This window comes from Bremerella sp. JC817 (assembly GCF_040718835.1).
Taxonomy (GTDB): Bacteria; Planctomycetota; Planctomycetia; order Pirellulales; family Pirellulaceae; genus Bremerella.
The window spans coordinates 937,150-962,341 of sequence record NZ_JBFEFG010000274.1 but is presented as its reverse complement, the minus strand read 5'-3'; the positions used below and the strand labels follow the sequence as shown (position 1 = coordinate 962,341).

13 protein-coding genes and 4 pseudogenes are annotated in these 25,192 nt (G+C 55.5%); 11 read left to right on the top strand and 6 right to left on the bottom strand.

Annotated features, from left to right (window positions below; all coding sequences use genetic code 11):
* The 6 genes and pseudogenes from AB1L30_RS18110 to AB1L30_RS18085 all read left to right on the top strand — a co-directional run.
* Positions 1–297: hypothetical protein (locus AB1L30_RS18110; RefSeq protein ID WP_367014807.1), on the top strand; the 297-nt coding region annotated here is incomplete at its 5' end.
* 74 nt (positions 298–371) lie between these two features.
* The gene (locus tag AB1L30_RS18105; protein WP_367014817.1) at positions 372–6,677 is read left to right on the top strand and encodes an RHS repeat-associated core domain-containing protein; all 6,306 of its coding nucleotides are present in this window, start codon (positions 372–374) and stop codon (positions 6,675–6,677) included.
* A 55-nt stretch (positions 6,678–6,732) separates the two neighbouring features.
* Positions 6,733–7,959, top strand: coding sequence for an ISL3 family transposase (locus AB1L30_RS18100; RefSeq protein WP_367014806.1), 1,227 nt, complete (start codon positions 6,733–6,735; stop codon positions 7,957–7,959).
* A 288-nt stretch (positions 7,960–8,247) separates the two neighbouring features.
* A complete protein-coding gene (locus AB1L30_RS18095; RefSeq protein WP_367014805.1) occupies positions 8,248–8,787 on the top strand; it encodes a hypothetical protein in 540 nt (179 codons plus the stop codon).
* Positions 8,788–9,047: 260 nt separating this feature from the next.
* Positions 9,048–9,305 (top strand): annotated as a pseudogene (locus AB1L30_RS18090) (transposase family protein); the annotation flags it as partial.
* 287 nt (positions 9,306–9,592) lie between these two features.
* A complete protein-coding gene (locus AB1L30_RS18085) occupies positions 9,593–9,913 on the top strand; it encodes a transposase (protein WP_367014804.1) in 321 nt (106 codons plus the stop codon).
* 149 nt (positions 9,914–10,062) lie between these two features.
* Here AB1L30_RS18085 and AB1L30_RS18080 read toward each other — a convergent pair whose 3' ends face one another.
* Both AB1L30_RS18080 and AB1L30_RS18075 read right to left on the bottom strand, forming a co-directional pair.
* The gene (locus AB1L30_RS18080; protein WP_367014803.1) at positions 10,063–11,478 is read right to left on the bottom strand and encodes a recombinase family protein; all 1,416 of its coding nucleotides are present in this window, start codon (positions 11,476–11,478) and stop codon (positions 10,063–10,065) included.
* 166 nt (positions 11,479–11,644) lie between these two features.
* A pseudogene (locus AB1L30_RS18075) lies at positions 11,645–12,109 on the bottom strand (transposase); the annotation flags it as partial.
* Between the two features lie 64 nt (positions 12,110–12,173).
* Between AB1L30_RS18075 and AB1L30_RS18070 the strand changes: the two are divergent.
* A pseudogene (locus tag AB1L30_RS18070) lies at positions 12,174–12,861 on the top strand (integrase core domain-containing protein); the annotation flags it as partial.
* A 96-nt stretch (positions 12,862–12,957) separates the two neighbouring features.
* On the opposite strand, the gene AB1L30_RS18065 reads toward AB1L30_RS18070, so the two are convergent.
* The 4 genes and pseudogenes from AB1L30_RS18065 to AB1L30_RS18050 all read right to left on the bottom strand — a co-directional run bounded on the left by AB1L30_RS18065 (position 12,958) and on the right by AB1L30_RS18050 (position 16,906).
* Complete coding sequence (locus AB1L30_RS18065) at positions 12,958–13,338, bottom strand: hypothetical protein (RefSeq protein ID WP_367014802.1); 381 nt, start codon at positions 13,336–13,338, stop codon at positions 12,958–12,960.
* 788 nt (positions 13,339–14,126) lie between these two features.
* On the bottom strand, positions 14,127–14,387 hold the full coding sequence (locus AB1L30_RS18060; protein WP_367014801.1) for an SMI1/KNR4 family protein: 261 nt from the start codon (positions 14,385–14,387) through the stop codon (positions 14,127–14,129).
* Between the two features lie 165 nt (positions 14,388–14,552).
* Positions 14,553–15,680 (bottom strand): annotated as a pseudogene (locus tag AB1L30_RS18055) (ISAs1 family transposase).
* Positions 15,681–15,853: 173 nt separating this feature from the next.
* Entirely contained in the window at positions 15,854–16,906 is a 1,053-nt protein-coding gene (locus tag AB1L30_RS18050; RefSeq protein ID WP_367014800.1) for a Hint domain-containing protein, read from the bottom strand.
* Between the two features lie 774 nt (positions 16,907–17,680).
* Between AB1L30_RS18050 and hsdR the strand changes: the two genes are divergently transcribed.
* Genes hsdR through AB1L30_RS18030 form a run of 4 tightly spaced genes read left to right on the top strand, consistent with a single transcriptional unit; the run spans position 17,681 to position 25,168 of the window.
* Complete coding sequence (gene hsdR / locus AB1L30_RS18045) at positions 17,681–21,106, top strand: type I restriction-modification system endonuclease (protein WP_367014799.1); 3,426 nt, start codon at positions 17,681–17,683, stop codon at positions 21,104–21,106.
* Positions 21,107–21,127: 21 nt separating this feature from the next.
* Positions 21,128–22,180 carry a tetratricopeptide repeat protein gene (locus tag AB1L30_RS18040; RefSeq protein ID WP_367014798.1) on the top strand — a complete coding sequence of 351 codons (1,053 nt, stop codon included), beginning with the start codon at positions 21,128–21,130 and terminating at the stop codon, positions 22,178–22,180.
* A 16-nt stretch (positions 22,181–22,196) separates the two neighbouring features.
* Positions 22,197–23,627: an N-6 DNA methylase gene (locus AB1L30_RS18035; RefSeq protein WP_367014797.1), complete on the top strand. Its 1,431-nt coding sequence runs from the start codon at positions 22,197–22,199 to the stop codon at positions 23,625–23,627.
* Positions 23,624–25,168 carry a restriction endonuclease subunit S gene (locus AB1L30_RS18030; protein ID WP_367014796.1) on the top strand — a complete coding sequence of 515 codons (1,545 nt, stop codon included), beginning with the start codon at positions 23,624–23,626 and terminating at the stop codon, positions 25,166–25,168. The genes AB1L30_RS18035 and AB1L30_RS18030 overlap by 4 nt, the downstream gene beginning before the upstream one ends.
* Positions 25,169–25,192 lie beyond the last annotated feature (24 nt).

The following is a 25,192-nucleotide window of genomic DNA, read 5'->3' as shown; positions in this document are numbered from 1 at the left end:
AAGGTTCCGGTGAAGGTTCCGGTGAAGGTTCCGGTGAAGGTTCCGGTGAAGGTTCCGGTGAAGGTTCCGGTGAAGGTTCCGGTGAAGGTTCCGGTGAAGGTTCCGGTGAAGGTTCCGGTGAAGGTTCCGGTGAAGGGTCCGGTGAAGGGTCCGGTGAAGGTTCCGGTGAAGGTTCCGGTGAAGGTTCCGGTGAAGGTTCCGGTGAAGGGTCCGGTGAAGGTTCCGGTGAAGGTTCCGGTGAAGGTTCCGGTTCAGGAGAAGATGAAATTCCCGAGGTTGGCATCTCGGGACACTTAGACTGGCTATCTGGTAGCGGCCAGGCGTCAGGGTATTTTGCGAACTATGAGGGTGACGAGCGAGTTATTGTGGATATGGAGGAATGGGAGCCAGGTGCTCCCCTTGGTTCCCCCATCATCATCACCCTTTCAGGTATGGATGAAAGCGACATTCAAAGCATTACCTGGGTTTCAGGGGGCTCGGGGCAAATCTCATTCTCCGGCAATCAAATATCCCTATACACCACCGGAGAATTCGACATCAACTTTGCACAAGATGCCAAAGTTGAGGGTACGGAGACGTTGTCTCTGATGGTCGTCGACACGGGCTACTACGATGTGGGTGACTATGGATCCATGGATATCGTTGTTGCTGACGGTAGTTTCTATGCCACTTCCAATCGCGCGACGACGAACGCGAACAATGGCAATACGATCAACGAAGGGTGTGGTTGCGGTCACGATGTGGAGATCAACCAATCTGGAGATATCGTCATTGCCTACGACGTTCAAATCGATACGTTGTGGGTTAATTACGACTGGATTTTGTCCGAAGCCGAATTGACGATGAAAATCGAATTCACAGGCTCGAACGAATCCATCTCGCCTCAATCAAAGCAGAATTGGTTCACCGTCGATGTCATCAATGACGAGCAGTCCGCGGTAAGCCGGTTTCGATTTGTATTTTCGAGGAGTCTCTTTCCGGCCAACGCGGAAAGTGCGGAATTTCGAGTCACGCTTTCTAACAATGAGAATCGCCTGGATGGCGATGGCGACTCAAGCCAGATGGTGTTTACCGATATCGTGAACTTCGCGAAGTCGGATTCGACCGTAAGCAACATTCCCAAGGCACAGGTTCACGAAGAAGGGGTTGTTGTTAACGGAAACTACTATAAAAACGATGGTTCCGGCGGGTATCTTGCTAGCGGAGAAAGTCACGGCACGCTGACGGCAACTGCCTCTGGTTTCACATTCGTCGACGACAGCAATACCGAATTTCTCTTCAACGCTACGGGCGAGATCATCAGTAAGACAGACTCCCGCGGTAGAGAAACTCACTACTACTTCACAACAATCAATAGCCTGCGGAAGATCACTTCCGTGGTGGCTCCGACAATCACGTATAACTTTAGTTACGATACCTTTGGCAAAATTTTGCAGGCCTCCAATACCTCGGGGGAGTTCGTCTCCTTCGGTTATAGTGGCGGCCTGCTGACGACCGCGACTCGCAACGACCCTGATGGAAGTGGCCCCCTGTCGGCACTCGTGACTACCTACGCTTACAACTCTAATAGCCAATTAACCTCTCGCACTTTGCCCGATGGTAGCGTCACTACGTGGACTTACGATTCCCTTGGATATCTTGCTTCGGAAACGGCCAGTAATGGTGGGGCAACCACTTACACTTCTTCCCAGATTGCTTCCACCGCATCAGATTATAGTGGGGATGCCTTAGAGTCGGTTAGCTCAGACGGAGAGACGACACAATATGCGTACGACCGCTTTGGAAATGTCACGCGCGAAATCGATGCCGAGGGCAATGAAACACTCTATATCCGAGATTCCCATGGTCTCCTTCTCAAGAAAATCCTCCCAGACCCCGATGGCGAAGGTCCGTTGCAGTCGCCGGTTTACGAGTACACCTACGACTCGCGCGGCAATAAGCTGACCGAGACGCTGCCTGACGAGTCGGTACGGACTTGGGTTTATCATGCCACCTGGAATCAGCCGATCCAGTACACCGATGCGGAGGGGAACATCACGACTTGGACGTACGACTCGACGTACGAGTTGATGCTTACCGAGACAAAGGTGATCGGGCTGATTGATGATGGGATCAATCTGGAGACAGATGACCTTACCAACACGTACACCTACACCGATGCTCCGTTCTGGGTCACCGATCCGCCGCAGGGGATGGTCGAATCGGTGACAGCGGCGGATGGGATGGTGACCGAGTACGTTTACGACGTGAATGGTCGCCGCACTTCGACTACTTACGCGGTGGGCACGGCGGATGAAGCTTCGACTTCGACGACGTACGACTCAGACGGAAATATGCTTACCCAGACCGACGAACTGGGCAATACGACAACGTATACCTACGACGATCTCGGTCGGCAGTTGACGATCACTTCGGCTGATCCCGACGGAGCCGGCCCACTGTCTGCGACGGTGACCACGTACACCTACAACGCCCAGGGCAAGAAGGCGACCGAGTCGATCAACGGCCGCACGACCACCTATGCCTACGACGCGTACGGGCGACTCAGCTCTGTCACCGAGGAAGATCCGGATGACACCGGCCCGCTCAGCGCCCCGGTCACCTCGTACACCTACGATTCCGATGGGAATCAACTGACGGTGACCGATCCCCTAGGCAACGTCACTACCAATGCCTACACCGATGGCAAGTTGACTTCCGTCATCCAGGCCGATCCTGACGGGGCTGGCCCGCTGTCGGCTCCCGTTACTTCGTACACCTACGACGACGCCGGGCGTGTACTGACCGTCACTGATCCGCTCGGTCGTGTCACGACCTATGCGTACGATAGCCTGGGTCGGCAAATCTCGGTCACTATGCCAGACCCCGATGGTGTCGGAGCACTGGAGTCGCTGACCAGCACCACCACGTACGACCTGTTCGGACGCGTAGCCAGCAAGACGAACTTCGACGGCACGACGGTCAGTTACACCTACGATTCCGAAGGGAATAAGCTGACTGAAACGACCGAACTCGGCACCACCACCTATACCTACGACGAGCTCAATCGCCTCGAAACAATCACCACGGCCGATCCCGATGGCGTGGGTTCGCTGATCGCGTTGGTGACGACCTACTCCTACACTGCCTCCGGCCAGGTCGGTTCGATCACCACTCCGAAGGGAACCACCTCGTACACCTACGACAACCGTCGCCGCCGCACGAGTACCACCCTGCCTGATCCGGATGGAGTGGGCGGAGCAAGTGCCCCGGTAAGCAGCGTCACCTACGACGACGCTGGCAACGTCCTGACTGAGACCGATGCCCTCGGCAACGTGACCGCCTATGAATACGATGCATTGAATCGTGTCGTGAAAATCACTTCGCCTGATCCGGACGGAGCCGGTGCGCTCACTTCGCCGGAAACGTTGTACGCTTACGACGAATTCGGTCAGCAGGTCAGCATGACTGATCCTAACGGCGGCGTGACGACCTACGAATACGACGACCTGGGCCGTCAAACGAAGGTCCGTTATGCCGATCCGGACGGTGCCGGGGCGTTGACTTCGCCCGAGGTTTCGTACGAGTACGACGCCGCGGGTCAGCTAATCAGTATGACCGACGAACTGGGGAACGAGACGACGTACGAGTACGACAACCTCGGTCGGCAGATAAAGGTGACTCTGCCTGATCCCGACGGCGCGGGAGCGTTGACCGCCCCTGAGACCACCTACAGCTACGACGCCGCAGGCCAACTGCTCAGCACGACCGATCCGCTTGGCCGCACGACCAGTTACACCTACGACAACATGGGGCGTCAACTGACGGTGACCCTGCCCGATCCGGATGGGGCTGGGGCACTCACCGCGCCGATGACCAGTTACACCTACAATGCCGACGGGCAACTGGCCAGCGTGACCGATGCTGCTTCGCAGACGGTCAGCTACACATACAACGCCGCTGGCCAGGTCGCCACGATGACCGATCCAAACGGCACCACGACTTACACGTATGATGCCCTGGGACGTCAGATATCGATCACCGAACCAGATCCCGATGGGGCCGGACCTCTTTCGGCACCGACCACTACCTACGCCTACGACAACGAGGGAGACATGGTCAGCATGACCACCCTCGATGGTACTACTTCGTATGAGTACGACGATCTGGGCCGCCTCACCAAGATGACGATGCCAGATCCCGATGGCGTGGGCAGTGGGTTGGCAGCCTGGACCGTTTATACGTACGATGCCGTCGGTCGCATGTTGACGGAAACGAATCGTCTCGGCAATTCGACCAGCTACGCATACGACAACCTCGGCCGGTTGATCAAGAAGACTGATGCCGAAGGTGGCGAGACCGAGTACACCTACGACGCCAACGGCAATCGTCTGACACTGACCGATCCGGAAGAGAACACGACGACCTGGACGTACGACAAGCTCAACCGGATGCTCACCAACACGAACGAGTTGAACGACACGCGAAGCTACAAGTACGATGCTGCTGGGAATGTGGTCGAATACACCGACCGTAACGGCCGAGTCACTGCCTACGAGTACGACAACCTGCAGCGCCGGACCACCGAAAAGTGGATGGACGGAGCGACCGTTGTCGAAACGCTCAGCTACGCGTACGACGCCGCGTCGCAGTTGACCGAAGCCAGCGATTCGCAGGCAACCTACACGTTCACCTACGATAACCTTGGCCGCAATACGAGCACCGAGCACGACCTGGCCGCCCTGGGCTTCGACGTCGTGATCGACGAAGCGTACGACGCCCTCGGCCGCCGCACGAGCCTTACCGCCGAGATCGACGGCACCGACGATCTGGTGAACAACTACGCCTACGATTACTACAACCGCATGACCCAGGTCACTCAAAGTGGTCAGGTCGGCGGCAATGCGGTCGCCGAGAAGCGTGTCGACTTCGCCTACGATGCCGAAGATAAGGGGCAGTTTACCTCGATCACTCGCTACGCCAACCTGGCTGGGAGTGACCTGGTCGCCACGACCACCTACGGCTACGACTATGCCGATCAAATCACCAGCATCACCCACACCGACGGCAGTTCCAGCACGCTGGCCGGGTACACCTACGCCTACGACGAAGGCAACCGCTTGACCGCGTTCTCGGTCTACGGTTACTCCGCTGAAGATGCGGACTACAGCTACGACGACACCGACCAACTGACCGGAGCCGATCGCACCGGCACGACCGGCGACGAGTCGTACACCTACGACGAAAACGGCAACCGAACCGGCGGCGGGTATTCGACTGGTGACAACAATCAGCTTCTGTCGGACGGAACGTTCAACTATACGTACGATGACGAAGGAAACCGCCTCACCAAGACGAACATCAGCACCGGTGAAGTGATCGAATACACGTGGGACTACCGTAACCGCCTGGTGAACATCACCACGAAAACCAGCGGCGGCACGGTCACCCACGAGGTCGACTACACCTACGACATCTTCAATCGCCGCATCGTGAAAACAGTCGACGCCGACGGAGCCGGCAGCGGCACCGCCACCGAAGAAATCTACATCTACGATGGTCTACGAGAAGAACGAGGCGCCGCCGGAGATCACATGCTCCTCCGCTTCGACGAAGCTGAAGACCTGACCGACCGCTACCTCTACGGAGCCAACGTCGACCAGATCCTGGCCAGCGAAGAAGTCACCAGCACGGCTTCTGCGGGAGATGCCCTCTGGGCACTAACCGACCACCTGGGCACGGTACGCGATGTGGTCGACTACGACAGCGGCACGAATACCACCACGGCCCAGAACCACCTGGCCTACGATGCCTATGGCAACATCACGTCGGAAACGAACTCGTCGGTGGACTTCCTGTTTGCGTTTACTGGGCGGGAACGGGATGAAGAGAGTGGTCTGCAGTACAACCGAGCGAGGTACTATGATGCTTTGACTGGCCGATGGACTGGCGAAGATCCGCTTGGGTTTGAGGCGGGGGATGCGAATCTTCTTCGGTATGTTCATAACTCATCGCTGAGGCACCTAGATCCATCTGGAAATCAAATTGTAGAGGGATATACAGCATGGCAAGCGATTTCAGATGCGGGAACTGTGTTGACGTTTTTGGATTTAGGAATATCTGCCGTAACTTCGACCATCAGCTATCAGAATGCCTCGGGATACGTTGACACCATCAGGGTAGGCCTGAAGGGGTCGATTACTAAAGACCAATTCCCGGAAACAAAATACAGACCATGGCTGTACAAGACGCGGTATGATCTGGAGCGGTTTAGGATAGAGGCAAAGTTGGATATATACGAGTCGGACATGCTGTGGAGTCATCCATTGACCTCAAAGACGGAAACTAAGGAAATCGACGCCCCAAGACCATCACAATGGCCAACGAACTTTAATTTCCAGCAAATTATTGTGGGAGCGGCTATGGATGTAAGCATTCAGGTTAAGGAGGGATGGTTTGGATATGGATTGGTCACTGCAAGTATAGATGGCAATCCGCAAGGTGATTGGGGCGGGGAATGGGGCCCAATTGGCAGGCGGAACATTGAAGTAGGAGCATCCATGAGTATTACGGTAACTCCGATTTATGTGGAATGTGGTAGACACTGGAATACTTGGGAGCCGTATTCAGAAGTTGTATCAGAGCGATGGCACCAGACAATTGCTTTGGTTCAGGTGGGTGCGATAAAGAAATATTAGGTCCATCCGGCTTTTTCATGGGTCTGCTAGAATTCTCCGAGAAGGAGAAGCATTCATGCAAGACAAAGAACTTTACCAGCACCTTTTGGGCCTGAAGTCGCCGTGGTTTGTGTCGCAGGTGGCGCTTGATGTGGATCGGCAGCAGATTGATGTGCATGTCGAACACCCGCCCGGCACCAAGTTTTGTTGCCCTGAGTGCGATGCCAAGCTGGCCTGTTACGATCACGCTCCGCAGCGGAGTTGGCGGCATTTGGACAGTTGCCAGTTTAAGACCATTTTGCATGCTGCCGTGCCGCGGGTGAATTGTCCGCAGCATGGCGTCAAGCAGGCAGACGTGTCGTGGGCCGAGAAGGGTAGCCGCTTCACAATTCTCTTCGAGCGGCTGGCGATCGACGTGCTGCTGGCCACGCAAACGGTGACCGGAGCGATGCAGATTCTGCGAACCAACTGGGACCAAACTTGGAACGTCATTCAACGTGCCGTCGCACGCGGCAAGCTGCGCAAGCAGGCCCAGCCGAAGCCGCGAATCGGCATCGACGAAAAGGCGTTCGCCAAGGGGCACAACTACATCACGTTGCTGTACGATCTCGATGCCAGCACGGTCGAAGCGATCGCCGACGGGCACGACACCGAGAGCGGAATTGCCTGTCTTTCGCAGCTTTCTGATGAACAAATTGCCTCGGTTGAAGCGATTGCGATGGACATGTGCCAGGCCTATGTCCACGCGGCTCAGCAAACCATTCCCCTGGCCGAAGCGAAGATCGTGCACGACCGTTTTCATGTGATGCAGTTAGCGACTAAGGCGGTCGATCAGGTTCGCAAAGGCGAACATCGCCAGCTGCAGCAAGCAGACGATCATCGTTTGGCAAAAACAAAATACGTGTGGCTAAAGAGCCAAGAGAACCTCACCGAAAAGCAGCAGTCGCAACTCGATCAGGCGTTCACCTTGCAGCTAGAAACCGGCAAGGCGTGGGCCTACAAAGAAATGCTTCGTGATCTGTGGGAGCATGCCGATGCATCGTCGGCGCCCACTTATTTCAAAGACTGGTATCGCCGCGTAATCCACACCAAGCTGGCGCCGATGAAGAAGGTCGCTCGAACGATCAAAGAACGCCTGGCGAATGTCGTCAGCTACTGCACGCATGGAATTACCAACGCAGTAGCGGAAGGCATCAACAGCAAAATCATGGCCATCAAACGCCGAGTCGGAGGCTACCGCAACCGAGAAAACTTCAAAACGGCCATCTTCTTCCACTGCGGAGGATTGAATTTGTACCCATGAAAAAGCCGGATGGACCAACACTTTGAGAAAGTAAGATGGAGGGCGTAGCATAAGACACTTTCCTAAAACCGAATGGCCTCAACTTGCAGTACCCTTCCGTTTCGGTTCGCTGCGCTCACCTACACTCCGTTGCACGCAAAGATGTTTCCTCATAAGGTAACAGTGGTGTCAGGTGAAGTCTCGACTACTGCAAATTAACGGGACAGGACACTGGCAACAACAACCTCCGTCTACTACAGTATTTTTATCTATCCTCCAGTCTTCTCATTCCCCTTGGAGCGCCCGATAATGATCTCGTTACCGCGACGCTTTTCGCTCCGGGCACTTGTCGTCGCGGTCACGCTCGTATCTGTCTTCGCCGCTTATTGTGTATGGCAGGAGCCCAAGTCGTATACTCGTTACGCAGCTCCTGGTTACGTTATTGAGATGATGGACGAGGTCAAGGTCGAATGGGACCTCGACGCCCCCGGGCTCTGCGCGGGAAAAATGGTTATCGATTACCCGCGAGATCCGGACCATAACTATTTCATGGTGATGACCTTCAAGTCTCCCCGTCACGCAATCTTAGGATCAGCAGGCCCGGTGAGTCCGTTCCGATATCCACCAAAAGCGATCGGGCACGCCACCATAGGAATTTCGCAAGCTCAGTTCGATCAACTCGACTTCAACAAAGACCACACGACAATCTGGGGTGAGATCATTATCGAAGACCAATTCGGCAAAGTTATCTTCCACGGTGTAAAAGAATCAATCCCGTACGAAGAAGCACTCGCAGAACTGATGCGAAACGGCGGGCCGAAGAAACAACGTTTTCAATGGGCACAATAGCGGAGAAAAGAAAAAACGGAGAAGATAAGGAGCGTGGATGATTTAGCGATTCGGCAGTTTCTGCCCGCGATATAGTGGGGCAACTTAGGCTCACCATTTGTCTTTCATTGAAACCATTGACATGATTGTGAATCGAGTTGCTTCAGTCTGTAAGCGATCACGCTATGATGGGTCATCTGCGATACTGAGGCAATGGCAGTCAGGCGTTTTTGTGACGGAGGTCGTTGCGGCCTGATCGGGTGTTCTCAGACGCCTTTCTCATGTCGTCACTTTCGCCCATTTCTCTGCAAGAGTACTTTGCCGATTTGACCGATCCGCGGACTCGCAACGTGATTTATCCGTTAACCAACATCGTGACTATCGCGCTGTGTGCGGTGATGAGTGGTGCGGATGATTTCGTGGCCATTGCTGACTGGGCCGAGATGAAGAAGGAGTGGCGGGGAAAGTCTCTCGATTTGAGTTCCGGCATCCCTTCGCACGATCGTTTCAACGCCATTTTTGCTTCGCTGAATCCGGCTTAGCGTGAGAAGTGGGTACCGTCCGTCAAGTTGCGCACATTCGATTTCCAGCCTGGCTCTGGAATCTTTTTTGCCGCGCGCGGCAAAAAAGATTTTCACTTTAAATCTTCTCCTGCCTCCTCTGGTTCGTCGAGCCGGTCCATATCCATGTAACGCCGCGTGCCTCACATTGTGCCGGCGATGTGTCGTAACCGGGCCGCGACCAGCATCAGGGCGTGGCGTGCTCCCCAAAAACTGGTCCATGTGTTATGAGAGTCTAGAGGCCAATTCAGGCCAAGGAGACTCTGATGAACAAGATGCGTAAACGACGTAGTCCTGAGCAGATCGTGAAGGCCCTGCAAGAGGGCGAAGCCATGCTGGCGGCCGGTAAGTCTTCGGCCGAAGTGTATCAGGCCCTCGCGATCAGCGAGGCGACCTGGATGCGGTGGAAGAAGCAGTTCGGCGGGATGAAGTCGGACGAAGCGAAGCGGCTGCGTGAGCTGCAAGTAGAGAACCAGCGACTGAAGGAGTTGCTGGCTGAAGCGGCAGCCTTTCCGCGACGACGGCGGGGCACTCGTAACTCGGTATGGATTCCTCCGACCCAGTGGATCGTCAGCACGACTTCGTGAGAGTCCGTATCGATGTCGACGATTATGTCCTCGATTAACGTACGTAGGATACGTTTTTTCACGCGGATATCAGCCTCGGGATTGTTCCAAACGGTGTCGATATCGGCAGTCAGCTGAGCGAATTCGTCGGCGTTTACCTCTTCGCTTGCTTAGTGTTGTTGATGATGCTGGCGGATGCGAATTGCGATATCGCCTATCCGAGTAAGCGCCGCGTTCCAACGCCGTTCTAATTCTTCGGCAACCAAGCGATTGTCAGGATCAACCGCATCAAATTGACGTTGAGCCCGTGTGGCTTCGTAGCGTGCTGACTCCAGGTCACGTTCTAGGGCACGCAGCACTTCGTCACGTTGTTCGGACTGTTGTTGATGGGCGAGCACGGAAGCCTCAATTGCGGCAGGTGCCAGGACATGGCAAATCTGTTGTAATACGGCGCGATCCACGGGCACGCCGCCAAGTGAAATGCATTTCTTCTCCCCATTATCCAAGTGGCCACGGTAACAGCAATAACGCGGCGCGTCGTGATAGGTTCCCGTGTAGGTGACCACGAGTTTACGGGCACAGCAACGACGATGCAGCAAGCCAGCCAGGAGTGCCGATCCGCCACGGGCAGCCCCTTTCCCTTGGTGCAGGTTGTTCGATTTGATGATCTCTTGCAGGCGTTGAAAGTCATCCCAGGCAAGATAACCTTCGTGATGATCGGGAATCAAAGCGATCCACTCATCTAGCGGTTTTCGCCGCGACTTGCGCGACAAGCTACCGTCTCGATAGTGAGGCTTGTGATTCGTGCGACCGTAGGCATACGCCCCGCCGTATGCCGGATGAGTCACCAGGTGATAAAACATCGAATAAGTCGGACGTTTCCAGGCCAACTCTCCCTGATCATTGCGTACTGGGAACTGTAAGCCTTGCTCGATCCACCACATCAAAGCCTGCCGCACACTGCCTAGCTCGAAACATTTGGAAAATACCAGTTCGATCGCTTCACGGACTCGGGCGTTGGGATCTTTTTCCAATCGCACGCCACCGGCCCGTACCGTTCCCGTCTTTAAGTAACCCACTGGAGCCGATACGATCAACTCACCACGTTTTGCCTTTTCATAGCGAGCTTCAACCGACCGCTGACGCAACAGATCGAGTTCGTATTCGTTCAAGCTCCCTTTGAAGCCGAAGAGCAGGCAGTCGTTGCTTTGTCTCGGCGCGTAAACGGTCTCTTGATCAATTAATAGCGTATCGACGACGCGACAGAACTCAACCAACTTCTGCCATTTGCGACTGTTCCGGGCAAATCGCGACACTTCTCGCGCTGCCACGGCTCCGACATTGCCCAAGCACACGTCTGCGACCATTCGTTCAAAACCACTGCGGACCACGCCACCAGCGGCGCTGCGTCCCAGGTCTTCGTCGATGACCTCGACCTGCTCCCAGCCCAATTCATATAATCGCTGCTGCATGGCATACTGAAGCTTGCGGCTCTCTTCATTGTGCTGTACCTGAAAGCTGGACGATTGCCGCACGTAGAGAATCGCCTTGCGTTGACGATGTCGGGATTCGATTTTATCGCTCATCGTGGGCTTACTTTCCATTTTTGATGCGAGTTGCATGCTGGCGCAGCAAGGCAGCAAGATGATTCTTGATCGTCTGGCGCGATGGCCGAGGAAGATGGCTCCACAAGGTACCCGTCCGGCCAACCGCACGTTGTGGCGGGTTTGACTTGGCTCATCGGGCCGGGGCTTAGGGGTTTTGCTGACGCAGTTGTTGAATGTGCCAGGCGTGGTTCGGGTTGGCTTTTAGCCAACGGTGGGGCAGAAACTGGTCGAGGTTTTCGCTGGTCGGGGCGTCGCCCAGTTTGGGCAGACGCGCGAAGGCGTCGCGCAGGTAGGCCCACGGTTCGACATGATTCCGTTTGCAACTTTGCACGACGCTCATCAAGACCGCGGCCCGCTCGCCGCCGGTTCGGCTGGCGACGAACAGCCAGTTCTTTCTGCCGATCGCCACCGGACGCATGATCCGCTCGGCGGCGTTGTTGTCGATTTTTAGTTCGCCTGAATCGCAGTAACGCTGCAAGGCGTTCCATTGATTGAACGTGTAGGCGGCCGCTTGGCCGATCGGGCTTTTCGGCAACACCTTCTCGCGCTGCTCGGCGAGCCACGTTTTGAATTCTTGCAGAACCGGCAGCGATTGTTCCTGTTGGAGTGCTCCCCAAATCCTGATCCATTCGTTATGAAAGATCCAGAGCCAAAATTCTGGCGAAGGATTTTTCATGAGCAAGAAGCGACGTCGGCATTCGGCCGAGCAGATCATCAAGAAGTTGCGGGACGCGGACGCCATGTTGGCGGCGGGCAAGAGCGTCGGCGAAGTGTTGCAGGCGTTGGAGGTGAGCGAGGCGACGCTCAGCCGCTGGCGAACGCAGTACGGCGGCATGAAGAGCGAAGAGGCGAAACGCCTCAAGTCGCTCGAAGAAGAGAACAACCGGCTGAAGCGGATTATCGCCGACCAGGCGCTCGACATCTCGATGCTGAAGGAGATCGCCAAGGGAAACTGACCACCCCTCAGTCACGCCGCGATGCGGTCAAGCAGCTTCAGGAGAACTATTCGGTCTCCGAGCGGCGGGCCTGTCGCGTGCTTGATCAGCCCCGATCGAGCCAGCGGTTTGAGGGGAAGCCGAAGGACGAAGACGCTCGTCTCACCAAACGAATTTTGAAGTTGGTGCGCGATCAAGACCTGGCTGCTCCTGATCGGTGTGGAAGTGCTCTACATCGAACCCGGCTCGCCCTGGCAAAACGGCTTGTGCGAAAGTTTCAACAGCCGCCTTCGCGACGAGTACCTGCACCAGACCGATCTGCTGAACGAGGAGGACGCCAGGATCAAGGCTCGGGCGTGGGCGAGAAGATTTCAACGAGCGACGCCCGCACAGCAGTCTGGGCTACCTGACCCCGGCCGAGTTCGCGCGTCGCTGTGCCGCTTCCACTTCAGTCGCTGCGCTCCCTGCGTTCCAGCGGCACAGCGATCCCATTGAATCGTTACCTGTTTCCCAGTCCGATCTTTCATAACGCCTGGTACAGAAAATTGGGGCAGGCCACCCGGCCATGCACTACGAACCGATTCGGCTCATCGATCTCCGTATCGAGGTATTCGACAAAAGACTTCGGACCGGTCTGCCGTTCCTTCACCTCCGCCAAATCGAAATGCCCGTTGGCGATGATGAGTTGGAATTGCTGGCCGCTGACAATTTCCAGGTCGGCTTGACCAGGCACGCGAAACTCAGAATTCTTGGGTAAATCCATCAGTAATGGCAAGCCATGCGAACTTAAATCCGTCGTTTCCTCCGGCTTCGTCATTTTGGCAACTCCCTGTGGTTCCATGTTCGCTTGGTAGTGACAGCCGACCGAGATGATAACGGCAAGATAAAAAGCCAGCTGTCGCATTATTTCACTCCTTCGCCGATTAATGTTTCGACCTACTATCTGTAATGCGGCCATCCATCCCGCCACCAAAGACAAAGCATAGCGAGCTGCATCTTGCTTAATGGATCTTTCGCAAGATCTGGTAGCGACAGTCTTGCGAGTCGGGCCGTCGTTGGCCTTTTAGCCCAATTCCTTCTTTTGCCGTGATACAAGCCAGCTATCGCATCCAAGCGACGAGAGCAACTAATCTGCAGTTGCCCTCGGCGACTTGGCGGTTGTCATACGTTTTGATTCTGGGGTTCCGTCGGGCCGCGGTCATCGTTGGCAATAGATTGCGTCGTCCGCGATACGTGTCGGCAATGCGCCGCGACTTCTTCACCTGCAGTGAGCGCTTTATTAATTGATACGCTGAAGTGCCCCAGCAACTTTAACGAACTTCGTTCCTAGCCAAGGCGATAAGCGACCCGATTTTAGAAAGCCTAGGAATAATACTCATGACATAGCCTAAGTCAAGCAAGTATTAGCGTAATCACTCACCCGACCATGGCTTGAAAATGCAGGGAGGATCGAAGTTCTCAATATTGCAAAATCGATCGCCAAATGGATTATCCTTTTGCACCAGCTTTGGCAGGCATTTTACCATCCCGACTTGTTTCGCGTACAGAATTGATCCGGATGTAAAGTCATATGCGGCCACTCCCCAGTTGTCGGCATAGCCATCCATTTTCCAAAACAGGTAATTGCCATCATCGGTGCTCGCAAACGGAAATAGCCCTCCCTTGTCAGGATAGGCATTGAAGTCATCGCACTTATCCGCCTCTTGGTACCGATTTAAGTTGCGAAAAGATCGTGTCCGTGATTTGTTGGGCCGGTATCCGTGGATCCGAATAGTTCAGAATATGCAGAAACGACTGCAACGTACCTGAGCCATAGACAGAAATGAATTGCTTGTAGTCCTTCGGCAGTTCAATTCCCAAGCTGCGCTCCACCTGCTGCCAGTCTTCGTTTGTATACATTGGCTCGCTAGGAGGAACCACGAGCTTCGAAAAAGATTTTAGCTCAGCAGTCATATTACGGATTCTTCGTTAAGGGGCACTTTGATAGATCAAAGATCTGATTAATCAGAACGGGCGAAGAAGGCAAATCCCAGCAATTATTGATCCCACACTTCCAACCCTTGGCCGAAATGGTAATTTGCTGCGGAATGTGAGGGTTCACGGCGATTGCACCATAACTCACCGTCCCATCAGGACTTCCATGCGGTAGTCATCGCCCCAGCCGCATTTTAGTCGTTTGTTCTTCACCCCGACCTTTGCGGTTTTGTTGTTCTTCAGCAGGCTCAGGCTCGTTCTTCTCAGCAGGCTGAAATTGGTGTTGGCGTGACCTTTGCGGCTGCGAGATTGGTCTTCACCGAACGTCACATCCAGTTGCCAGTGCAGGCTGTTTTCAATGCCCCAATGACCGCGAACGGCCTCGGCGAAACGCTTGCCTGAGAGGTACTTGCTCAGGATGTAATATCGCACCTCGCTCGTCTCTTTGCAATTCTGCCGGACGATATTGATCGTCATCCCGATTGCCCTCAAGTTTGACCAACGATCTCGCGCGATGATCTCGTCGTTCACTGGGCAGATGTAATAAGATCGCAACTCCTCGCGGCCATGTCCTTTCTCGTGCGTTTCATGTCGATGCACTTAGGCTCGCTTGAAATTGTTCTCTTGCTGCGTGACGAAAAATGCTTCGATCGAATCATGCAGCGTCGGCTGATTGCGCTTCACGGCCAGGCAATAATCGGCCCCCTGGTCGACAATCTTCTGAGCGATGTCCTGTTGGCAACCTTGAGCGTCAATCGTCACCAAACTGCCGGAAATCTCGACAATTTCGAGCAGTTTGGGAATCGCGGTGATCTCGTTGCTCTTCGCGTCGGTTACTACCTGGCCGAGACTCACGTGGTTGGCAGTTGCCCAGGCACTGACCATGTGAATGGCCGCCTTGCTGCTGGCCTTGTCGAAGCTTCGCCGCAGCGTCTTGCCGTCAATCGCGATGATCTGCCCGTTGGTGATTTCGTGCAAGGCGGTGATCCAAGTCAGCAAACACTTCTCAAACTCAGCCGGATTCAGCGAAGCAAAGATGGCGTTAAAGCGATCGTGCGAAGGGATGCCGGAACTCAAATCGAGAAACTTCCCCAGCCACTCTCTCTTCATCTCGGCCCAGTCGGCGATGGCCACAAAATCATCCGCCCCAGTCATCACCGCACACAGCGCGATAGTCACGATGTTGGTTAACGGATAAGTCACCTTACGAGTCCGCGGATCGGTCAAATTGGCAAAGCACTCTTGCAGAGAAATGGGCGAACGTGACGACATGAGAAAGGCACCTGAGAATACCCAATCAGGCCGCAACAACCTCCGTCACGAAATCACCTGACCGCCATTGCCTCAGTATCGCAGACAACCCATCATGGCGCAATCGCCGTGTGTGAGGGTTCGCTTTCAAATAGGTGAGCTGCACTTCATAATCTACGGTATATCCGTCGTCTCTAACTCTGTCTCTTACCAATTTTTCCGCTTTGTTCCACATGTCTAAATTGGTTGTCACTTGACAAATCGGAACAAGGTTTCGGGCATCTCCCTTTGCCGCCTAGATTGTTAACAAGTATGTGCCCTCGCGCAATTCTCGTCAAACCCGGAAGATTGATACCATCAGGCCAGCCAGGTGGATAAACCTTCGGTTCCTCGCCGTTCTTGATTCGATCCTTAGTTAGTCTGGCTTGCATTAGCGTCGTTCGACTTTTGCCAGAATTGCCAGCTGCTTCGGTCGTATATTTCGGTACTGCTCCAAAACGTTCCCCAAAGAGGCCACACTCCTTTGATGACGCATTGTGCACCAGCACGCCGCTGTCGCCTATTCGGTAAACATGGTCCCCCTCGACCTCAATATTGTAAACCGGTTCAGCGGCTTCCCTTTCGCTAATTGTTTCGACTTTAGACGTGCCGGTCAAGGTTTTGACGGTTTCGCCTGGTTTTAGGTCGGCGGCGTTGATCCAGTCTTGTTGGTCGACCGACCAGATGGGGTGGGAGGGGGTGACGCCGATTGGGGCTGGTTCGCTCGTTAGTTTGAGATCAAGCGTTTCGCCTGATTCATGTTGAATCGTGCCGGTGACAAGGCGGTACTGACTGGGGTTGCAATCGGCCGGCAGCGTTTCCAGCGGCGGGCAAGGTTCGATCGCCAGCACGTCGGCGATTCCTTCCGCCCCCAATTCCGGCATGTTGAGGAAGATTGTCTCGCCGACGACGCAGCCTGCGGCTTCTACCCAAGCGACGTCGCGGAGCAACTGAATCTGAACCCGACCGCCGCCGGACTTTTCCAGCTGCAAGCGGACGGTGCGGTGATCTTCCGCGTCAATCCCAGAGACCCAACTGGCGTCGAAGCCGAACTCGGTGCGTTCTGCGGCGGTGAGGGAGTGGACATACACGCCGAGCGGGATTTGCTCAATCGGCTGCTTGGTCGCCGGTCTTGCTACCAGGGTTCCGGCGAGGAAAAAATGATCTCGAGTTACTTGCCGTCGCCAGAACGCGTGTACCGCTTTCAAGCCGTGATTTCCGACGTTGACTAGAGTGGGAACTTGATTCGGAATCTATTCGGCCTGAGGGGTATAGTTTCGTCGACGCTACATCAATCCATCTTATGGTCCGAATGTGTGCGGCCCTGCCATTTCGCCTTTCTTAATTACGCCTGGGGGCAGTGGACTAGATTCTTCTAGAATCGAAATCACGAACTCCACGATCCCCATTCCTTTGATTTCGTGCGCACCTGTCTCCACGTCAACGTAAACGATACTCCTGCGATAGCCCACGACTTTCGGACAGTGGCCAGGGCCGGGATAATGTTTCCTGAAGGAGGTCCGAACAGTGGAAGAACAAGCGAAGAGAAAACTCCCCACCTACAGCGATGAGTTCAAACAAAACGCATGATAATCCGGATCGCTAGGCAAGGTTTGGCTGCATGGTGCTATGGATCGATAAATGGAGCTATGCTCAATAGGCTGAAACTGAGTGAGTGACTGAACTGCGAATGCAAGTTTTTGTTGCCACTGGATCGCTCCGCTACCGCGAACTTTGGTGACAAGCTCGGTGGCGAACACTTTCAGTTCGTCGATCCCCATCACCTCGATCGGGCTGTTGTTCTGGCCCAGGGCATCGATGTCGCTCGTGAATCTCCCGACATTCGATTTACTTACCTGCCCATTCTTGTCAATTCTTGAGCGGCACTGTCCCGTCTGCTAATCTAGATAGGCCTGCTATCGAGGGGGACGGGTTGGCCCGGGCTGTTTCTCTCGATCTGCTCGGACTTCTTTTCATTCGAAATGCCCGTCTTTAGCCTTGGAATGAACCCACCTCTCTCGCATTCACCCAACTTTGCCTTCCTTGCAGAGCACGATTCGATGCTGGTTCGGACCGCAGCTTTTGCGGAGAGGTACGTCTTTGACGATGCCAATGCGGCCTTGTTCAAGCTGCGGTTGTTCGGCGAGAACCTGGCCAGGCAAGCCGCGGCCTATTCTGCTTTCGCTGTGACCGAGCGGGACCCTTTCTCGCAAATCGTCGGAATGCTTCGCGATGGTCGGGTGATTACCAGTGAGGTCAAGCAGCTATTCGACGGCCTTCGGCTCGCTGGCAACTCGGCCGCCCATACTCCTGCCGGCGATCGGCGCGAGGCCCTCCATCAGCTACGGATGGCTCACAAACTGGCCGTATGGTTTCAGGCCAGTTTCGGTCGCGATCGCAATTTCAAGCGTCCCGCGTTTGTGCCTCCTCCGGATCCGGTCCTGGCCGAGCAGGAACTCACGCAGGAACTGGCTCGCCTGCGCGAAATGCTCGTCCAATCGCAGGAGCAGTCCCAAGGGGCGATCGCCACGGCCGAGGAGCACGCCAAACGGCTCCAGGAAGCAGAGCTTCGCGTGGAGCAGGCATACCAGCAGCAGGCCGCCGCTCTGGAACTGGCCGCAGAGACCGAGCAACTTCTTGTCGAGCAGGAAAAGGCGTTTCAAAAGAAGCTGGAAGCGATTCAGGTCGCCGCTGCCGCCAAGCCGCCTGCCGAACAGGAAGCGGTCGTTCAGGCTGCCCATCAACAGGCCGAACAAGTCGATCTGGACGAAGTCACCACGCGTCGCCTCATCGATTCACAGCTTCGTGCCGCAGGCTGGGAAGCCGATACCGATTCCCTTCGCCACTCCGCCGGTGCCCGGCCTGTCAAAGGCCGCAACCTGGCAATCGCCGAGTGGCCCACCCAGAATGGTCCGGCCGACTACTGCCTGTTCGCTGGCTTGAAGCCAGTGGCGGTGATCGAAGCCAAGCGTTCCAATAAAAACTGCGCCAGTGCGATCGTCCAGGCGAAGCGTTACAGCCAAGGCTTTCGCGGCGAACCATCGCAAGAGCCCAACGGCGGCCCCTGGGAAACATGCCAGGTCCCGTTCCTTTTCTCGACGAACGGACGCCCGTACCTTCGGCAGATTCAAGAGCTGAGCGGCATCTGGTTTCAGGACGCCCGCAAGACCTATAACCATCCGCGTGCCTTGGAGGCCTGGTACACGCCCGAAGGCCTCACGCAGATGCTCGCCCAGGATATCGAATCCGCCGAGCATCGCCTGGAGACGGAGTCGATCGATTACCTTCCCCTGCGTGACTACCAGGCCGAAGCCATCCGTGCCGTCGAAAAACGCATACGGGAAGGGGGACGCGAGATGCTCGTCGCTATGGCGACCGGCACCGGCAAGACGCGGACCTGCATCGGCCTCATCTACCGGTTGATCAAGGCAGGCCGTTTCCGCCGTGTGCTGTTCCTGGTCGATCGGAGTGCCCTGGGGCACCAGACCGGCGATGCCCTGCAAGACCTGCGGCTGGAAAACTATCAGTCGTTCTCCGATATCTACGACGTGAAGCAACTGGGCGACCTGCGGCCCGATACCGAGACCAAGCTGCACATTGCCACCGTCCAGGGCATGGTCAAGCGGCTGCTCTATCCCGATGAAAACTCCCCGCCGGTGCCGGTCGACTGGTACGACTGCATCGTCATCGATGAATGTCACCGCGGCTACAATCTCGATCAGGAAATGAGCGATTCCGAGCTTGAGTTTCGCAGCGAAGCGGAATACATCTCGAAGTATCGCCGCGTGATCGATCATTTCGACGCCGTCCGCATCGGCCTGACCGCCACCCCGGCCCTGCACACCACCGAGATCTTCGGCCCTCCCATCTATCAATACTCGTACCGCCAGGCCGTGATCGATGGCTGGCTGGTCGATCACGAGCCCCCTTACCAGATTCGCACGAAGCTTTCCCAAGACGGCATCCTCTGGAACAAAGGCGAGGAGATGAAGATCATCGACTCGCAGACCAACCAGTTGGAACTGTTCAACACGCCTGACGAGGTCAACTTCGAGGTCGACGCCTTCAATCGGCAGGTCCTTACCGAGAACTTCAACCGCGAAGTTTGCAAAGCCCTGACCGACCACATCGATCCCACGCTTCCCGGCAAGACGCTTGTCTTCTGCGTCAACGACCTGCATGCCGATATGGTCGTTCGAATCTTGAAGGAAACGTTCGCCGAGGCCTACGGGCCGATTTACGATGACACCATCATGAAAATCACCGGCAGCTCCGACAAACCACTGCAGCTCATTCGCCGGTACAAGAACGAGCAGCGGCCCAATATCGTTGTCACGGTCGACCTGCTCACCACCGGGATCGATGTCCCGGCGATCTGCAACCTAGTGTTCCTCCGTCGCGTTAAGAGCCGCATCCTGTTCGAGCAGATGCTCGGCCGGGCCACCCGGCTTTGCGCCGACCTGTACGCCCCCGGCGATGACAAACAGCGGTTCCAGATTTTCGATGCGGTCGATCTCTACTCGGGCCTTCAGCAGGTCAGCCAGATGAAGCCGGTCGTCACCCAGCCCAGCATCTCGTTCGAGCAGTTGGTGGAAGAACTGTGCACGATCGACGATGAGGCGTACCAGGCCCAGGTCAAAGACCAGCTCATCGCCAAGCTGCAGCGTAAGAAGCTCTCCGACAGCCAAAAGGAACGCCTGGAAGCGGCCACCGGGATGAGCCAGCGCGAACTGATCGACCACCTGAAAAATTCATCCCCCAAATCGCTGGCCGACTGGTTCCGCGAACGCAAAAGCACCGGTACCATTTTGGACGACGTTCGCCGGGGCGGGACCCGGTTCGTGGTTTCCGATCACGAAGACGAACTCCGCAGCGTTGAACGGGGCTATGGCACGGCGAAGAAGCCGGAAGACTACCTCGAAGCGTTCCGCGACTACGTCACCCAGCACCTCGACGACCTGCCGGCGCTGCTGATCGTGACGCAGCGTCCCCGCGACCTGACCCGAACTCAGCTTCGTGAACTTCGCCTGGCCCTCGACGAGGCAGGCTTCACCGAAGCCAACCTCCGCACAGCCTGGCGCGAAACCACCAACCAGGACATCGCCGCCACCATCATCGGCTACATCCGCCACGTCGCCTGCGGCCAGCCCCTGGTGGCCCACAAAGAACGCGTTCAAGCCGCTATGAAACAAATCATGGAAAGCCAGCCCTGGACGCCACCTCAGCGGAAGTGGCTTGAGCGAATTGGAAAGCAACTCGAACAGGAAGTGATCGTCGACCGCGAGGCCCTGGATGCCGGGCAGTTTAAGCAGCAGGGTGGGCTTGAGAGGTTGAATAAAATCTTTAATGGTGCGTTGCAAAACGTACTTCGGCAGATTGCGGATAAGATATGGGAGTCGGCAACGTGACGCATCAAGAGGAGAGCAGTAATGGCTCGCATTAGTTCATATGCAGAGAAAGAGTACAAGATTTTTCTAGTGCGTCCTTGGCATAGTCCGTCCGCATCGCTATATCCACCGATCATGGATGGCGTTGAATACATCAATGACGTCATCCGAATCATGGAACGAGTACTTGGCGACGAGGGATTTGAGGTAAGAGTCGACGAGAAGGTATTTACGCCAGGGCTGACACTTCGTGAAAACCTTCATCGTGAGATTTTTGACGCGGATTTAGTGCTTTGCTTGCTGGATGGATTGCGGCCAAACGTAATCTATGAACTTGGATTCGCGTATGGCTGGCACCAATTCAAACAAAAAAATAAGAGTGCGACAGAGGATGGCAAGGAAGCCGACGCTCCATCGATTGTTTGTTTCGCAGAAAAGAATGCAACCGTTCTCGTCCGCAACCTCTACCCCGAACCATTGGCGGTTCCCACGGTCGACGGACAACGAGCTAGGATTCTCAATCCGAAGCTTGAGGTATGCAAGATGTTTTCAGACAACGCTGACTTGTTGATTTCCAACTACGATCGCTTGGATCTTTCGGGAAGTCTAGAGCGAGAACTAAGAAAGTTGGTCAAGGCATTTCGCGGAGCGAAGTCGAAACAGACGATCGTTCGTGACGCGACGAAGTCGGAGACAATTGATCCTTCGGATTCGAGCCTTCAATCACAAGATTGGTGGCAACTCTACCAAGAAGGCAAATACGTGAAGGTTGTCAATCGCCTTCAAAAGCCAAAAGATTTCGGCGAACGCAAGGTCCTGGCACTTTCGCTAATGAAGCTTGGTAAGTTGTACGAATCCATCAGTATTTGGAATCTCCTGCTGGAAGAAGCGGACGACGATAAATCAGGAGGAATCCTTTTTCATCTGGGTATTTGCTATTATGCCGTCGGAGAGTATTCGACCGCCGAAAGCTATTTTCGGCAAGCCCTTGAAGCAAACGACAATCGTGCACAGGAATACCTCGACCGGATCGGAAGACGCACTCAGCGACGTGGCCCGATATACGGAGAAACCGGAACGGGAACAGGCACCTAATTGTTATTGAGTATTGATGAACACCCAAGACATCGTCGCCAAGCTCTGGAACCTCTGCCACGTCCTCCGCGACGACGGCATCACCTATCACGAGTACGTCACCGAGCTCACCTACCTCCTCTTTCTCAAGATGATGAAAGAGACCAGCCAGGAGTCGATGCTGCCTAAGGGGTACCGCTGGGACGACCTAGTGAAGCTCGATGGGGTTGATCAGCTGGCGTTTTACCGGGCCCTGCTCGTGCATTTGGGGAATGAAGGTTCCGGCCGCGTGCAGGCCGTGTTTCATGACGCCAATACGGCCCTGCGTCAGCCGAAAAACCTGGCCCGCATCGTGACTGATATCGATAAACTCGATTGGTACTCGGCTCGGGAAGAAGGGCTGGGTGATCTTTACGAAGGGCTGCTCGAGCGTAACGCCAGCGAGAAGAAGTCGGGGGCCGGGCAGTACTTCACGCCCCGGCCGCTGATCGAGTGCATGGTCAACTGTCTCAAGCCTCAGGCTGGCGAGATCGTTCAGGACCCCGCCGCCGGGACCGGGGGCTTTCTCGTTCAGGCCGATCGCTATATCAAGGCCCAGACCGACGACCTGTTCGACCTGCCGCAGAAGCTGCAAGACTTTCAGCGTCGCCAGGCGTTTGTCGGGGTCGAGCTGGTGCCTGATACCCACCGCCTGCTGCTGATGAACGCCATGCTACACGGGATCGATAGCGACCTGGTGCTGGGGGATACCCTTTCGCCGCAAGGGGCCGGCCTGCCCAAGGCGGATGTCGTGCTCACCAATCCTCCCTTCGGTACCAAGCGGGGTGGCGGAAAGCCGACGCGGGACGATTTCACCTTCGTCACCGGCAACAAGCAGCTTGCCTTCCTGCAGCATATCTACCGCACGCTCAAGCCCGGCGGCCGGGCCGCGGTGGTCCTGCCGGATAACGTGCTGTTCGAGGAAGGAACCGGCACCCGGATCCGGGCCGACCTGATGGAGAAGTGCCACCTGCACACCATCCTGCGGCTCCCCACCGGCATCTTCTACGCCCAGGGAGTCAAGACAAACGTCCTCTTCTTCACCCGCGGCAAGACCGACGACGGCAACACCAAGCAGGTCTGGGTCTACGACCTGCGAGCCAACATGCCTGCCTTCGGCAAACGAACTCCCCTCACGCACGCCCACTTCGTCGAGTTCGAGAAGTGCTACGGCAAAAAGCCCGACGGCACCAGCAAACGAACCGACCAAGGCGAAGAAGGCCGCTTCCGCTGCTTCACCCGCGAGCAGATTGCCAAGCGAGGCGATAACCTCGACATTAACTGGTTGAAAGACGAGGACGCCGGAAACCATGAGGAATTGCCGGGACCGGAAGAGATTGCGGCAATGATTCGCGAACGACTGCAGACGGCGATGGAAGAGATGGATGCGCTCACCGCGATTCTTGAAGGTGGAGAGATAAGCGAATGATTCGCTGGGATATTCCGGATAGCTGGAAGTGGACGAATGCTGGTGAGATTGCGGAAGTCGTTGGCGGTGGAACACCACCATCAAAAGACGATAACAACTTCACCTCCCAAGGGACCCCTTGGATCACTCCGGCCGATCTAACCGGATATCAGGATGCCTATATTGCGAGGGGAAAGCGAAGCCTATCCGAGGTTGGCCTAGCGAAATCTAGCGCTAAGGTCCTACCCAAGGGAACCGTCTTGTATACTTCGCGTGCCCCAATTGGCTATTGCGCAATCGCTGAAAACCCAATTGCGACCAACCAAGGTTTCAAGAATTTGGTATTGGGAGATGACTTAATTCCAGAGTTTGTCAGGCATTATCTGCTTGCTTCGAAGGAGTATGCCGAGTCTATATCTAGCGGGACAACCTTTAAAGAATTGTCCGCTTCTCGTATGAAGGGATTTGAAATCCCAATAGCGCCAACAAAAGAACAACGTCGCATCGTCGCCAAGATCGAAGCCCTGCAGGAGCGGAGCCGGAAGGCTCGGGAGGCGCTTTCGGAGGTGGGACCGCTGCTGGAGCAGTTCCGCCAAAGCCTGCTGGCCGCGGCGTTCCGCGGTGACCTGACCGCCGACTGGCGAGCCGAAAACCCCGACGTTGAACCCGCCAGCCAGCTTCTGGCCCGCATCCGCCAAGAACGCCGCGAGCGATGGGAACAAGCCGAACTGGCCAAGTACGAAGCCAAAGGCAAAAAGCCGCCCAAGGGTTGGAAGGAGAAGTATCAAGAGCCGGAACCGGTGGATGATTCGGAGTTGCCGGAACTGCCTGAGGGTTGGTGCTGGGGAGCCATGGAAGAACTGTGTACGAATATCGTCGATTGTCCTCACTCAACTCCCAAGTGGACGGATTCTGGCAAGCTGTGTGTTCGTACCACAGAGTTTCGACCAGGAAGACTCGATCTGACCAACGCGCGTTTTGTATCCGAGAAAACCTTTGAAGAGCGAGTAGCTAGGCTTACGCCTGAGCCTGGCGATATTCTTTACAGCCGAGAAGGCGGAATCTTAGGCATTGCTTGTCAAATACCTGATGACACCCAGCTTTGCTTAGGACAAAGAATGATGGTGATGCGACCAACATTGGAAATCACAGCGTCATTCGTCATGAATTGGCTTAATAGCCCATACGTCTTTCTAGACCGAGTCAAAAGTAAGATACAAGGGGCCGCCTCACCGCATATCAATGTTGGTGAAGTCAAGCGATTTCCTGTTCCAGTACCGTCGAGCCTAGAACAAGCGAGAATCGCTATCGCTATTCAGGAAGGCATGGAACTGATAGACAACGTTGAGCAGCATCAAAGCTTCTCTGAGAAGGAACTGGTCCGTCTAGATCAATCCATCCTAGCCAAGGCCTTCCGCGGTGAACTCGTCCCGCAAGACCCCAACGACGAACCTGCCTCAGTATTGCTAGACCGCATTCGCGAGCAGCGGGAAGCTGCCGGCAAGAAAGCCAAGAAGCCTGTGCGGCGAAAACGGAAACAACCGGAAGGGCAATCGTCGTGACCCTGTTCACTCTGCAGGCACGGG